Genomic DNA, 14,603 nt, shown 5'->3' with positions numbered 1-14,603 from the left:
GCCCTTCAACCCTGGCTGAAGAACTTTCTTTAAGTAATCGATTCAATTATGGAGTCAATTTTTCCAAGAGATCATCAATTTTCATGGAATTTGCTGTAATCGCACCTGATTGCCAATGTGATCTTTCCATAATATATACCTGATTGTTCTTAACGGCCGGAAGAGATTTCCACAATTTGCTGTCAAGTACCTTCAAGGCTTCCTTGTTCTCAGGAGAAGACCATTCACCATTGGAAGGGAACACAATAAGATGATCTGCATCAAGTTGCGGCACGGCCTCTTCAGACAGAATTTCCTGGTATTCTTCCATCTTGTTAACCAGAGGATGAGGTGTTAGGCCAAGCTCCGAATAAATAAATCCGGTGAACCGATTTTTCACACCGAACAGTGCCAGTGTATCATCGTTAACATTCAGTCGGACAACTGCGACAGTCTCGTCTCCAACCGCTTCCTGCAACTTCGCCTTAGCATCTGCAATCTTGGCCTTAAATGCCGCAGCAACTTCTTCACCCTTGTCCGGTTTCCCTACAACATCGGCAATGGTTTTCAAAATTTGATTCGAATCCTGCAGTACGCTCTCAGGCAGACGATATGTCGGTGCCACCTTGGAGTACATCTCATATTTCTCCATATCTACCCCACCATCTACAATGATGAGATCCGGATCATATTCCAACAAAGCTTCAATACTCCCCGTAGTATCAAATTGAGGAACATCCAGTCCTAAATAATCCTGTACACCCCACATCGGGTTATACCACTGCACTACAGGTGTAATATCAAGCGCCTTCAAATAATCTTCCACATATATTCCAGCAATCCGCTGTGGTTGAACCGGAATCGTCACATCTCCAAATTCATCCTGTACAACTCGTGTCGCAGGCTCTGTCTCGGTTCCAGAAGTATTTTCTCCAGAAGCCGCACTTTCAGTTGCAGTTGCAGGAGTCTGTTCCGCATTCGTAGCGGTATTTGTACTACATCCTGAAATAACCAGACCCATGAGCAGTAATGTAATCGTCCACCCTTTGAAACCTTTAACTAAACCTACCATGTTACCCTTCACCCCTATGTGATCTGTTGATGTAACCGTGAGAATATCTCACATATAATGATTATCATTCTCATCGATTGCTTAGGTGAATTGTACCTTATGCCTCAGCCGACCCACAATGTACATTTGATGTTGTTTTTTTATACAAACGAAAACAACCCTGTTGGTCCTCCCCCGCTTATCGCAGGGGCAACCTGCCTTGACGATAACTTTCCAACAACTGATCCACAAAGAAATCGTTCGCCGTACCCTGTAACAATGCAGCACCAATTAAACCCATATCATCACTCACATACCCCGCTAACTCAGGTTCGCCGGTGAGAGCCAAGGTCTGTTTGAACGCCTGTTCCCTACATGCGCGCAGCACCTCTTCTTCAGCCACCACTTTATCTTGAGCCCATCGTACAAAAGCTTGCATCCACTCGTCAGCAAATGCAGAAGCATCCCTTTCATCCAAGTAAATTTCCACATCCAATCCTTCGAATGTCTGCTGGGTCAGAATCCGTCCCTCGTTAAGATCCAACAGTAGCTTCTCCACATCCGTTTTGCTCATTGATCTCTCCTCCAGTTCCTCGTCAAGTCAGATACATCTCTGGTATAACAAAACGTTTCATCATCTGCTTTGGATCGGCTGTAAAATGATCCAATTGAAGTTCCTCATATTCGCTAAGGATACTTTCAAAGATACCAGCGATCACACCACAATCTGCCAAAGCATTGTGCCTGTGAATTCCATCTGTATTCAGATCGTAATACCGAATCAGAAAATCCGTAGAGACGGATTAATGCCTCTACCTTCGAGATCAAATATGCAGTACATTCTATCCTGTAATGGAGATACGCTTAGATTTTCAATAAAGTATGTATCAGGCAAAAGCGTAATTTTCATCCGCCAACTCACTCCTCCCCACTATCATTCTGGCAAATGCATTTCTTATATAGATCTCTGTCACTCCCACAATCGGGTGACCTGGACCAACTTGCGCGTTCCATCAAACTGCAATTTAAAAATATCCGGCATCGTAGTACTCTCCCAAAAGTCATACCCGTAGGAAGAATCATAGTGTTGTAAAATAAGTGTCATTACATCTCCATGGGTTCCGATGACTACCTTGTGACCCACATGTTTATCCAAAATTTTCTCGATTACCGCTACTGCCCTTGAGCGAGCCTGTGCACCAGACTCCCCACCTGAATACGCATACGTAGGATCACGGTACAACTGCTGCTTGGCTTCACGAAAATTAGCATGCTTCACATCTGAACTCGACAACTGGCGTTCACGCAAATCTTCCTCTGTCACCACAATTCCATCTGACCAATCTGCCAGAATCTGAATCGTATCTACCGCTCGCCTGTAGGGGCTAGAATAAAACAGTTGAATCTGCTCCCCATGGAGCAGACTGGCAACCGTTCCCGCATCTTGATGACCTTGCTCTGTCAGTCCACGCTCGCGTTCCTGTCCTTCAACATATCGAGACTCCGCATGTCTGACAAAATACAAAAACGTACTGGCCTCACTCATCATTCATCCGCCAACCCTTTTTTCTTCTCAATGACAATCAGGCAGGTACTGTCTGGCAAAGGCGCAGGCTCACCATTTTCCTTCATGAAGATCACTCGTTCTCCAAGTGCTTCCGTGTACCCCTCCTGGAGAAAATGTCGGAACGTAATCATCTCGGCTTGTTCACCCAGCGCTTCTCGAATACAGTTCTCATAGGCTGTCGGCGTGAATATACCGAACTGTTCCTGAATTTCATGCACGTATGCCTCTTCGCCCCACGTATAGGTGTAGAGAAACTCCATTGCATCGTTGATCGGCAATACGACCTCATTGTCTGAGACCCGCTCATATTGAATTGCACGTCCCTGAAAATCCTCTGCATACCGCTCCAGCCAGCGCATCCCATCCGGTTCCTGGAAACGAATCCGGCGCTTCTGCGCCTCCGGCTCACTCATGATCCCATCCCGAATCAGAATTCTTCCTCCAGGTGACAGCACACGGAATGAACTTCTCAGCGCTGCTACAACCGTACCGGAATTAAATCTTCGACCGTCCAGTTCAATATATGAATATAATTCATGTAGAATGGATGAAAAAATAACCGTATCCACTGTGCCCGGCTGCACATATTGCTCCAGTTGCAGGGCATCGCCCTTCATCACTTGCCAGCGATGTCCCTCACGTTGTTTTTTGCGTTCCAGCGCTTCAATGACATTGGCTGAGATATCGATACCAATCGGCTCCACTTCCGGTTTTTCCTGCTCAATCAGATCCAGCAGAATTCCTCCACCTGGACCAATATCCAGTACTCGTTTACCAACGATATAGTCGAGCAGTACTTTTTTGTAATCACCGGAGCTGTTCATATCGGACAAATACGTCTCTTCGTTGTGGAAACGATCATACGCATCCCGGCGTAATCCGAACAGGTCAAATAACAGCAGTACAGCCTTCTCGTATAACGGCGACTTTTCCGCTTCAATACAGAATGCAATCAGCTTCTCGGCAGCCGGAGAAAATTCGAAGGTCACGAATAATGTATCCGGCAGATCCGTATGACGTTCAATGCGATGGGTTAGATGGGGATAGACGATCTGCTCCCCTGCCGTAATCTGTTCCCACGCATACTGTTCCAAATATTTTTCAATCATTCGTTTCTTGTAAATATTGAGCTTCTTGACCCCTTTGTAATCGTAATACATCGTATTCATCAATGGTTCGAAGCTGATATGTCGAACGACTTCAGATCGACTCTCCATGGATGTTGGATTCATACTTTCGCTGCGAAGCGTCAACAGGAACACTTTCACCATCTCCTGCAACGAAAAATCCTGCATGGCCGACTCCACATACCATAATGTGCGATGAGCCAGCGGAGCCAGCGCCTGTTCTACATCCAGTTCGGTTTGGAGCTTGGCGTACGCCGTATCCATAGCTTCTCCCTGCCGAATAGATGAACTTCTTAAGCGGGATAACCGTTCTTTCACGCTCCAGTCTTCATGAACAGGTCCAGCGATAATCCAGCCTACAATTCGCTGTACCTCAGCCTGAACCTGATTCCATAACGCTGGATCAACGCCTGCAATAATGCATTCATTTAATGCCATCAGTATGGTGTGCAGTTCATCTGTAGTAAGCCACCCTTTGACGATCAAGGCGTGGAGCGGAGCATTCTCGGCAAATGGAATCTCACCGCGTATGTATTGACCAATAAGTCCATGCGTAGCAATCAGAGTACGAATAATCTCATGCCTTGGTGTGTGTGAAGTCGGCGCAGTATGCTCGCTGATATCTGTACTCTTACTTATAGTAGCACTCGGAGAACCAGGTTGATTTATACTCGTCTCCTTAGTCGTACCGATGTCATTATCCTGGTGCTCTGCTCCTGCGTATAGATCATATAACTGAGCGGACCCCACATTGTGTACAAACAAGTTAACGCCCTGCTTTTGCCATACCCGCCGCTGCTCCCGTGATCCAGCCTTCGCCGTCTCTGACCAGATTAATACGTCCTCCAGAATTTCTCGCACCCAAAAAGAAACCTGAAGCTCCTCCAGCACGAGAAGTGTACGCTCGGTGTAATCCAGCACCGGATTAGTTCCCTCAAGTTCGGCAATGGAATGAATGCGTTCGAGGTTAATATGGGGCTTCTCCGCTGCTGCCAGCAGTTGCAGCCATAGCTGCTGGGCTTCCGGCGTATTACCTGACTTGTATGATTGTATGGCCTTTAATGAATGCAGCATGAATAAGTCCCCTCTTTCTCTACCCTTATATAAAAAAATCATTAGATTCGTCTATAGAAGTTGAACTAATTATTAACATTATAACGAAGAGGACAGAAAAAAACTGAAAAAGCGAAGCTAAAAGCTTTCTGCAAGAAAGCTGCTTCGGAAGCATATGCTTCGCCTTTATCCCCGGATTTTCCCCTTCGGAAAAGGGAATCAAAAAATCTGGGGATAACAGCGATTGAAAGGTTATTCTGTCATCGTAGTGTCAGTGTAAATAATATGTAATTCAACTTTTATAACAGACGAATTCGTTCCTGAACAAACTTGAGCAGCTGTTCCACCTCTTGAGCGGGCAAATCCTCGTCAAGACGCGCGGCAGCAACTGGCAGCATCCAGGACTCTATTGCTACACGTGTAATCCCGGAAAGTTGCATATAATGATGGATGTAAAATTCGACCAGCGATTCACGAGCCTTTTCAAAAACCATTCGTATAACTGGCTCTGTATCTTCCGGCAATGTGGCACTCATTAATATTACCCAGCTTCGAGCCACATCACCCGCAGGATCACCGGACATTCCAGTCATCCAATCAATGACCCAGTATTGATCGCCAGCCTCACTGAGCATAACATTATCAGGGTGAAAATCGCCATGACAGATCTGCTGTTGATCAGGCAATGTTGTTAAGTAAGAAAGGACTTGCGCTTGATCGTCCTCCGACAATAATCGAACATTGCGAATCGCTCCCGATAAAATCTGCTTCTGTAAGGGGAGTGTCCCTTCATCATCTCGCTCGCAATGAAGTCTGTAATGGCAGTCAGCCATTTTAAACGCCAGCTGCTCTAGTAACTCCGGTTGCTGAATGATAAGTGATAACAGGGTAATCCCCTGGATTCGCTCAAAAACGATGCCTGCTCGCGATGTAGTATGTTCTATCAAGGATACTGCCTGTGGGACGGGGAGTCCTTTTTTGAATGCCAACTCACTTATTCTAAATTCATTCTGGACGGCTTCGTGAGGAAAATCCATTCGATATAACTTCATAATGTGCTCGTTCGAATACGCATAGATTTCCGCAGTTCTTCCCTGACCGATTCGTTCCATATTTACCCTCCGAACTCACTGCCTCTGACTTTGGAGAAAACCATACAATCAACCAGCGTACCTGTACTGTCCCGCCGCATCTTACGTAGTGTGCCTTCCAGCGTATAACCCGCTCGTTCGGCTACTTTGGCACTTCGCACATTGCGGGCATCACAGCGGATCTCCAGCCGGTTCGCCTCCAGATGAGTAATGGCAAATTGCTCAATGCCTTTCACCGCTTCTGTCATCAAACCCTCACCAGCTCGCGATGTTCGAATCCAGTAACCGATCTCAAAACAGCGTGCATTCCAGTCAATGCGATGTAACCCGCTGCTGCCTACGAATTCATCCGTATGTCTATCACGCAAATGTAACATCATGTCGGTACGTTCCAGATATTGCAGCCTTGCTTTGCGAACAGTCACTTCAGACTCTTCCAATGAAGGGATTTTCTCGGCAAAAGGTAACCACAACTGCAGCTGCTCCGCACTCTCACGGACGGCTTCATTAACGGCTGCGCCATCCCCCCACTGTGGTGCTCGAATCGAGAGGCGTTCCGTATGGAAGCTCTCGGGTATCGTTAACATGATCGGATTAAACGAAGACGATTCTATCATCGTTATACCTACTCCTCCACTTGAAAAATAGAATCAATGATCAGCGGCAAATTATCCCTTACGGACACTGCACCGAATACTGAACGAGCGTGTACCCCCTGATCCCCAAATACCTCCATCATCAGATCCGAGAATCCATTTAGCACTTTATGATGCTCCTGATACGAAGCGGACGCATTGATGAATCCCTGCACTTTAACCACTCTCTTCACCCGATCCAGTGAACCCAACACATCTCGAACGACAGCAAGCACCTCCAGTCCAGCATTCCGGGCAAAATCATACCCCTGCTCTGTTGTGAAGTCTGATCCCAGTTTGCCGCGTTCGGAGGTATCCGGTCCTTTTCCGGATACATACATAATTCCATTCACAATAACGGCATTGGCGTATTTCGCTGCGGGGGCACTGGCCTGTGGCAAAATGATCCCCAGTTCATTTAATCTCGCTTCAATCATCGTATGTTCTCTCCCTCTTTTATGGTCCTCACGGAACCCGATTCCTTGTATTCCTGTCTATAAACTCTTGGTGATACCTGAACGGTACGTTTGAACATCTTGCCAAAATGAGAGAAGTTACTGAACCCCGCAAGCCAGGCGATGTCCGTAATGGATTCTTCACTTTCTCGCAGTAAACGTTGTGCTTCCTTCACCCGTAACAGATTCAGATAATCACTGAAGGTAAATCCCGTCGTTTGTTTGAACAATCGACTCAGATAATGCGGACTAATGCGAAACATGCCCGCCACCTCCGGTAATGTCAGTGGTTTCTGATAGTTCTCATTCAGGTAACGTACAACTGCCTGTGTCTTGGGATGAAGAACCGGCTCACGATCATCGGAGCTTAACCTGCCCAAGTGTTGATTACGATAGGCATGGAGCAACAATTCGACAGCCCGGTGACGGAGCAACAGGTTGCTTCCAGGTTGAGGACGAAGCATTTCATCTACCATTTCGCTAACCATCCGTTCTAGAACCTCAGTGACTTGAGATGGAAACCTTACAATAGGAATCTCCCAACAGAAGGGTTCCTTCAAGCCTTCAACTAACTCCGCGGAAATAGCTATGGCTGCAAAAAGCTCAGGCTTCAAATACAGCACCATCCGCTCATGGTCAGGCATACCGCTCTCCAATGTTTTATGAACCGTATTGCGGTCAACAAACACCAGATCACCAGCCTTTACCCGGTAGGTCCGGTCCTTAATGAAATAGATACGCTCACCAGACAACAGGTAATATAACTCATAATGATCATGCAGATGGTCATCCGTCATCGAGAAATATCCAATGCGACGATCATATTCGATGTGCAGTAAATCCGAGGGATCATGAAAATCTGCACTGAAAGGTTCTGTCATATCGCCCTCTCTCCTTTCCATAAATTATAGCAAAATATGCGGCATTTGAAAGCGGTTACGCATAAAATGCGGCGAAAGAAGTACTCCCTTGTTATAGTCTAGAGCTATATTCAAGGAGGCGATAGACATGAGTAACAAGAAACGTTATGTATTAGTTGGAACCGGCGGCCGCGCCGAATTTTTTTATGGTGCTTTGACCCGGGATTATAGGGATACATCCGAGCTTGTCGGCTTTTGTGATATAAATCAAGTCCGCATGAACTACGCGAATCAACTATTGAAGGAAAAGTACGAGTATCCTGAGGTACCCACTTATCCTGCAGATCAGTTTGATCAAATGATTGAGAACGAGAAGCCTGACTATGTCATCGTAACGAGTGTTGACCGCACCCATCACAAGTACATCATTCGTGCGATGGAACTGGGTTGTGACGTTGTCACCGAAAAACCGATGACCATCGATGAGGAGAAATGTCAGGAGATTCTGGATGCTGTCAAGCGGACTGGCCAGAACGTAAGAGTGACCTTTAATTACCGTTATGCACCGCACCATACTAAGATTCGGGAACTTATTCTGAATGATACCATCGGGAAAGTCACTTCCGTTCACTTTGAATGGCTGCTGAATACCCGCCACGGGGCAGATTATTTCCGCCGTTGGCATCGGGACAAGCGTAATAGCGGCGGATTACTCGTGCACAAATCCACCCATCACTTCGATTTGGTGAATTTCTGGATTGGCTCGCAACCGGATACCGTGTTTGCATTTGGTGATCTGATGTATTACGGCAGAGAAAACGCAGAAGAACGCGGTGTAACGCAATTCTACAACCGGGCAACCGGCAACCCGATCGCAAAGGATGACCCTTTTGCACTGCATTTGGATTCAGACGCACATATGAAGTCCATGTATCTGGATGCCGAATCGGAAGATGGTTACCAGCGCGATCAGAGTGTATTTGGGGATGGCATCAACATTGAGGATACAATGGGTGTTCTTGTGAAGTATCGGAACAAAGCCATTCTGACCTACTCCCTCGTTGCCTACCAGCCATGGGAGGGTTATCGCATTGCCATCAATGGCACCAAAGGCCGGATTGAAATGAACATTGTGGAGCAATCCTATGTCAATTCATTGGGTGACAAAAGTAAAGAAGGTGCTTTAATCGGTAAAACGTTGCGGGTTCTTCCAATGTTTGATGCGCCATATGAGGTTGAAGTGGAAGAGAAAGCAGGTGGACATGGCGGAGGTGACCCGGTTCTGCTGAATGATCTGTTTGGAGAGCCTGTTGAAGATCCGTTCCATCGCGCTGCTAACCACGTGGACGGTGCCAGATCCATTCTGACGGGTATTGCTGCCAATCGCGCCATCGCGACGGGTTTGCCTGTCAACGTCAATAATCTGGTTCGTTTCTAAGTCCCCCAGGTCTGCACTACATTATTAATTTCATTTAAAGGCTGCGCATATCACGCAGTCTTTTTTATATTTTTGTGGCTAATCTGCACGTCGACTCGGTAGAAGGAGGAAATCCATGTTCTTCTCTTTAAAAAACCGTCTGATTGCCTTTATCGTTGTCCTGTTTGTCCTCGCTTTTGGCACACTCTCCTACCTGCTCTTCAAGGAATCACGCACGGTCATTCGCTCTTACATCGAATCCTCTGCTCTTGAGAAAATGGAGGAATACGGTTCATACGTAGACATGGTGCAGATGCAGATCTACGATGTCGCCTCTCTTGTTTTCAATAGTGATATGGGCAAAAACTGGGATAACGCGATCGGTGATCCGAACCTGCCCGAAGGAGAAAAGATGCTGGCCAATCTTGCGATGAGCCGTTTTCTTACTCAGGCAACCAACAGTTACACCAGTATCTCGGATGTATCCATCTATCGTCGGAATGGACTGCGAATTGGCAGCGAGAATCAGGTAACATATGACCCTGCATTTGTAAAAGAATCCTGGTATACGAATTTTTACACGTTGGGAGAACGCTGGTTACCTGCACACACCGATCAACATGAACGTGTCAGAGATCATGGTAATCCGGTGGTCAGTCTGCTGATGCCCATTGGCACTTTTCATCATGCTACAGCGCAGAGTGTCATGAAGGTAAATGTCAGTGAATCCTATTTTCTGGAGCCGCTCCGTCGCATACATCTTGCGGAGAGTAGCACTATTTTTCTGCTGGGCGAGCAAGGAAATCCTATTCTCTCACAGCAGGTAGACACGTTGGGTGCTGTAGCTACCGCAGAGATCGATCGTATTCGAAACAGCCCGCTCAAATCCGGGGTGGCATACCTCACAAACCATGAAGGACAGCGAGACATCCTTGTATTCAAGAAACTGGGACGTACGGGCTGGATGTTGGCGGGTCTGGCACCGGAAAAGGAAATGTACCTCTCTCTCCATAAGCTCCAAAGCACGATTGTGGTGGTGACGATTGCCCTGATTCTAGTCTCCCTCTTGGCTGCTGCATGGCTATCTCACGGTGTGACCAAGCCATTGACCAGACTGGTGCTGGCGATGAGACAGGTTCAACGAGGGGCTTTTGACCAAGCGGATTCACTACTGCCGCCAGATAAAAATGTAAAGAGCGAGATCAGTTATGTGATCTTCACCTTCCGTTATATGATCAGTCAGCTACGCCAGCATATCCAGAATGAATTCGAGCTGAAGCTACTCCGCCAGCAAGCAGAGTATAAGGCACTTCTCATACAGATTAATCCACATTTTATGTTTAATACTCTGGAGCTGGTAAGCAGTCTTGCCATTCAGCGCCGAACGGATGATACGGTTCAGGTCATTGAGGATCTGGGTAAAATGATGCGCTTTTCTATCAATACCAATGACGACCGTGTTCCGCTAACCGAAGAGCTGGATTATGTGCAGCGTTATATCTCCATTTTGCAGACTCGTTTCGGTCATAAACTCGACATTTCGGTAACGTTAGAAGGTACACTGAACTCCGTGGTCATCATCAAGTTTATTCTTCAACCACTTATTGAAAATGCAGTGAAATACAGCTTCCAGCATCAGACGACAGCTCAGGTACAGATACGGATCAACCGGATGTATGATCGTCTGCACATCAGCGTTTTAGACAACGGACCGGGTATCCCGGCAGAAATAATCAATAAGTTGCAACATCCGGTTGCTCCCTCCTCATTGGAATCCATATTGCATAATGAAGGCTGGCATATTGGACTGAGCAATGTCATTGCTCGTTGTCGTCTGCATTATGGTGGCTTGTTCACGGTCCATGTGGAGAACGATGAGCGCGGAGGAGCTTACATTGAACTGACTCTACCCGTACAGGAGGAATATGATGTACAACGTATTAATCGCAGATGACGAGATCGAAGTTCGCGAAGGATTAAAATTGAAAGTCGATTGGCATGGCATGGGTTTTGTCATAACAGGAGAAGCCTCTAATGGGATCGAAGCGGATGAACTTTTGAAATCTGAACATTTTGACTTGCTGATTACCGATATGAATATGCCTGTCATGGATGGCATCAGACTATTGGATGTCTGCCGCAGTTATAACCCTTCCATTCAGATTATCATTATCACGGGTTATGAGGATTTTCAATATGCCAGAGCGGGGGTCCGCAGCCAGGTCATGGATTATTTACTGAAACCTGTAACCCGGGATGAATTGAAAGCCACATTAGGCAAAATCAAAGCGGATCTGGATGACAAACGTAAAATACGAGGCGATTCCGAATTGATGCAATGGCGACTCTCTCAGTATTACCGGGAAATGAAGGAACGTTTCCTTCTTGATCTCGTCAAAGGCAATCGCCTACCGCCTTCCTCCATGCCAGAACGGCTCAGATTGTTCCATCTCGAATCATGGCAGGATCAGAAGGTCTGTTTCATCACCGCGAGTATAAGTCAATCGGACAAGCCGGATATTCGAAAAGATCGATTACACGAGCAGATGCATCTTCCTTTCGAAATGGTATGTTATGAAATCGCCCAGTCTGATTCAGACAATGTCCAGGTTTTTCATGATTTGGCACGCAGGCATCATGCATTTCATAGTGCAAGATGGTATGCAGCATGAATTCATCCAACAGCTTACGGAACATACGGCATCCGTTTTTTCCATGGAACTCAAGATTGGGATGGGACTTTCTGTATCCGGACTTGAGCACTGGAAAGAAGGTTATATCCATTCCCTTCTGGCATGGAATTCAGCTGAACGGGCTGTCAGCGAGCCTAACACTCAGCCAGGAACGGACTATAGTCCATTACTACCTGAAGAAACAACACGCAAGCTGCATCGTTACCTCATTCGAGGGGAACTGGACTCCTTCCGCAGCATCATCCGCAAGGAACTTCACGAGGCATTCCAGCTTTCTCCCTCCAGAATGACACGAAGCATTTTTCAAATTTCATTGTTGATGGATTTTCCTATGGCCCCGGAATGGATACTTTGGCTTAAGACGCCAGATCAAGCAGAACGCTTATTAATGCAATGGGCTCAAGACTTCCTGAGTCGACAACTTCCTTCAGAAGATGGGGATGAGACGGTTATAGACTTAGCCAAGCGATATATCGAGGAGAACTACATGCAGGAGCTAACCTTGACGTTACTCGCTGAACGGTTTAACTATTATCCTACCTATTTCTCCGAACTGTTTAAGGAAGGTGCAGGGACCTCTTTTATTCAGTATGTGACGGGCGTTCGGATGAAACACGCCTTGCAACTGCTGAAGGAAACCCAATTAACCGTGTGGGATATTACAGAACTGACCGGCTTCAGTTCACCAAGTTATTTCAGCTCGAAATTCAAAAGAATGTTCAACATGAGTCCGTCAGACTATCGCTTGCTGCATTCCGAAAAAATCGATAGTCATGATCCGAAGAAATGAGATTCAAGCTTCTCCCCTTCCCCGGTATGATGTGGTTACCAAGAGAACGCCGTATGTTGTAAGCGGATTCATAATTGGTGACTATTATTCTTACCCATTCAGAAGGGAGGCACATGATGAAAAAACAGACCAAGCCCTTATACGGTCAGCACAATACCACAGCCTACTTGTTTCTTCTACCCTGGCTGATCGGGCTCTTCTGTCTGACACTGGGACCAATGGTTGCGTCCCTATACTTATCCATGACCAAATTCAATCTACTGTCATCACCGACTTGGACTGGACTTAGCAACTATGTTCACATCTTTACCGAGGACGATACCTTTCGCAGGTCCCTTGGGCTGACGTTTTATTATGTCTTTTTATCCGTTCCACTAAGGCTCGCCTTTGCTTTACTGGTGGCGATGGCGCTGAACAAAGGTATTCGAGCCCTCGGCATCTACCGGACTGTATATTACATCCCTTCCCTCTTGGGCGGCAGCGTCGCGATTGCAATCGTCTGGCGTCAACTTTTTGAGGGAAATGGACTGGTCAATCAGTTTTTAAGCTGGTTTGGTATCTCGGGTCCATCTTGGATTGCGCATCCAGATTATGTGGTCTATACCATCATCACACTATCCGTGTGGCAATTCGGGTCTGCCATGGTCATCTTTCTTGCTGGCCTGAAACAGATCCCGGCAGACTTATATGAAGCGTCCGATGTCGATGGAGCGGGAAAGATACGTCAATTTTTTGGAATCACTCTGCCCATGCTCTCCCCCGTTATCTTTTTTAACCTGATTATGAGTATGATCAATTCATTCCAGGCGTTTACACCAGCTTATGTGATCGGGGATGGCCGTGGAGGTCCACTCGACGCAACAATGTTTTATACCTTGTATCTGTATCTGAAAGGTTTTTCGTTCTTTGATATGGGTTATGCTTCGGCTCTGGCTTGGATCATGTTGGTCATTATCGGGGTATTCACCGCAATCGTCTTTGTTACATCCCGATTTTGGGTGTTCTACGGGGACAATCAGGAGGGGAGGTAATGCATATGCCAATCAAACGACAACTGGTTCAGGCCGGGAGGCATGCCGCCATTATACTCTTCGGTCTACTGATGTTATATCCAGTACTATGGTTGATTCTCAGTTCGTTTAAACCAAACCATCTCATTTTCACCAGTGGCAGTCTATTCCCAACCAGCTTCACGCTGGAGCACTATATTAATGGCTGGAAAGGTCTGCAGGGCATCTCTTTCGGCCGTTTCTTCGGCAACTCCGTGCTGATCTCGGTCATGAGTGTGTTAGGTAATGTGATCTCCTGTTCCCTTGCAGCCTTTGCTTTCTCCAGATTAAAGTTCAGATTCAAAGGCCTGTGGTTCAGCATGATGTTGGTTACGATTATGTTGCCTTACCATGTTACCCTGGTGCCTCAGTACATTCTCTATAATGAGCTTCAATGGATTAATACGTATTTCCCACTGATTCTGCCTAAGTGGCTTGCGCAGGATTCCTTCTTCATCTTGCTCATGGTTCAATTCATACGCGGTATACCGCGGGAGCTGGACGAGAGTGCAACCATTGACGGTTGCGGGCAATCACAGATCTTTTTCCGAATCGTAGTACCACTGCTCGTTCCAGCACTGATTACAACCGCGATCTTCACCTTCCTGTGGAGCTGGGATGATTTTTTCAGTCAGATGATCTATCTGAGCAAAATTGATCTGTTCACCGTGCAGTTGGGCATTCGCTCTCTCTTCGATCCATCAGGACAATCCGATTGGGGCGCATTACTTGCCATGTCCACCCTGTCACTGCTTCCCGTGACTATCATCTTTTTATTGTTTCAGCGATATTTCCTTGAGGGCATTGCAACCACAGGTCTGAAGTAACAACACGTT

Annotated in this window: 14 protein-coding genes; 6 read left to right on the top strand and 8 right to left on the bottom strand. The window is 46.5% G+C overall.

All coding sequences use genetic code 11. The annotated features are described in order from the left end of the window. Positions 1–46: 46 nt before the first annotated feature. From MHH92_RS12455 to MHH92_RS12420, 8 genes are all read right to left on the bottom strand, one after another. Entirely contained in the window at positions 47–1,051 is a 1,005-nt protein-coding gene (locus tag MHH92_RS12455) for an ABC transporter substrate-binding protein (protein WP_036608793.1), read from the bottom strand. Between the two features lie 178 nt (positions 1,052–1,229). Beyond that, positions 1,230–1,604: a hypothetical protein gene (locus MHH92_RS12450; protein ID WP_051449706.1), complete on the bottom strand. Its 375-nt coding sequence runs from the start codon at positions 1,602–1,604 to the stop codon at positions 1,230–1,232. Between the two features lie 396 nt (positions 1,605–2,000). After that, positions 2,001–2,579 carry a histidine phosphatase family protein gene (locus MHH92_RS12445; RefSeq protein WP_282321702.1) on the bottom strand — a complete coding sequence of 193 codons (579 nt, stop codon included), beginning with the start codon at positions 2,577–2,579 and terminating at the stop codon, positions 2,001–2,003. Continuing rightward, entirely contained in the window at positions 2,576–4,798 is a 2,223-nt protein-coding gene (locus MHH92_RS12440; RefSeq protein ID WP_253507841.1) for a class I SAM-dependent methyltransferase, read from the bottom strand. Before MHH92_RS12440 ends, MHH92_RS12445 begins: the two co-directional genes overlap by 4 nt. Before the next feature lie 278 nt (positions 4,799–5,076). Then, positions 5,077–5,889, bottom strand: a complete 813-nt coding sequence (locus MHH92_RS12435; RefSeq protein WP_340903973.1) for an aminoglycoside phosphotransferase family protein — start codon at positions 5,887–5,889, stop codon at positions 5,077–5,079. Between the two features lie 2 nt (positions 5,890–5,891). Next, positions 5,892–6,485 carry a GNAT family N-acetyltransferase gene (locus tag MHH92_RS12430; RefSeq protein WP_340903971.1) on the bottom strand — a complete coding sequence of 198 codons (594 nt, stop codon included), beginning with the start codon at positions 6,483–6,485 and terminating at the stop codon, positions 5,892–5,894. A gap of 8 nt (positions 6,486–6,493) precedes the next feature. Then, on the bottom strand, positions 6,494–6,940 hold the full coding sequence (locus tag MHH92_RS12425) for a RidA family protein (RefSeq protein ID WP_047842646.1): 447 nt from the start codon (positions 6,938–6,940) through the stop codon (positions 6,494–6,496). Further along, positions 6,937–7,839, bottom strand: coding sequence for an AraC family transcriptional regulator (locus MHH92_RS12420; protein ID WP_047842645.1), 903 nt, complete (start codon positions 7,837–7,839; stop codon positions 6,937–6,939). Before MHH92_RS12420 ends, MHH92_RS12425 begins: the two co-directional genes overlap by 4 nt. A gap of 127 nt (positions 7,840–7,966) precedes the next feature. Between MHH92_RS12420 and MHH92_RS12415 the strand changes: the two genes are divergently transcribed. From MHH92_RS12415 to MHH92_RS12390, 6 genes are all read left to right on the top strand, one after another. After that, positions 7,967–9,256 carry a Gfo/Idh/MocA family oxidoreductase gene (locus tag MHH92_RS12415; protein ID WP_036670584.1) on the top strand — a complete coding sequence of 430 codons (1,290 nt, stop codon included), beginning with the start codon at positions 7,967–7,969 and terminating at the stop codon, positions 9,254–9,256. 115 nt (positions 9,257–9,371) lie between these two features. Beyond that, positions 9,372–11,189: a sensor histidine kinase gene (locus MHH92_RS12410; protein WP_340903967.1), complete on the top strand. Its 1,818-nt coding sequence runs from the start codon at positions 9,372–9,374 to the stop codon at positions 11,187–11,189. After that, complete coding sequence (locus tag MHH92_RS12405) at positions 11,164–11,907, top strand: response regulator (protein ID WP_340903965.1); 744 nt, start codon at positions 11,164–11,166, stop codon at positions 11,905–11,907. The genes MHH92_RS12410 and MHH92_RS12405 overlap by 26 nt, the downstream gene beginning before the upstream one ends. Further along, the gene (locus MHH92_RS12400) at positions 11,873–12,718 is read left to right on the top strand and encodes a helix-turn-helix transcriptional regulator (RefSeq protein ID WP_340903963.1); all 846 of its coding nucleotides are present in this window, start codon (positions 11,873–11,875) and stop codon (positions 12,716–12,718) included. The genes MHH92_RS12405 and MHH92_RS12400 overlap by 35 nt, the downstream gene beginning before the upstream one ends. A 116-nt stretch (positions 12,719–12,834) precedes the next feature. After that, positions 12,835–13,749 (top strand): carbohydrate ABC transporter permease, encoded by a 915-nt coding sequence (locus MHH92_RS12395; protein WP_047842642.1) that lies wholly within the window; start codon positions 12,835–12,837, stop codon positions 13,747–13,749. Between the two features lie 5 nt (positions 13,750–13,754). After that, entirely contained in the window at positions 13,755–14,594 is an 840-nt protein-coding gene (locus MHH92_RS12390) for a carbohydrate ABC transporter permease (RefSeq protein ID WP_047844271.1), read from the top strand. The last annotated feature ends 9 nt before the right edge of the window (positions 14,595–14,603 follow it).

Origin of the sequence: Paenibacillus sp. FSL M7-1414, assembly GCF_038003195.1 — a bacterium.
Taxonomy (GTDB): Bacteria; Bacillota; Bacilli; order Paenibacillales; family Paenibacillaceae; genus Paenibacillus; species Paenibacillus amylolyticus.
The sequence above is the reverse complement of the archived record's forward strand: the minus strand, read 5'-3'. Positions and strand labels throughout refer to the sequence as shown.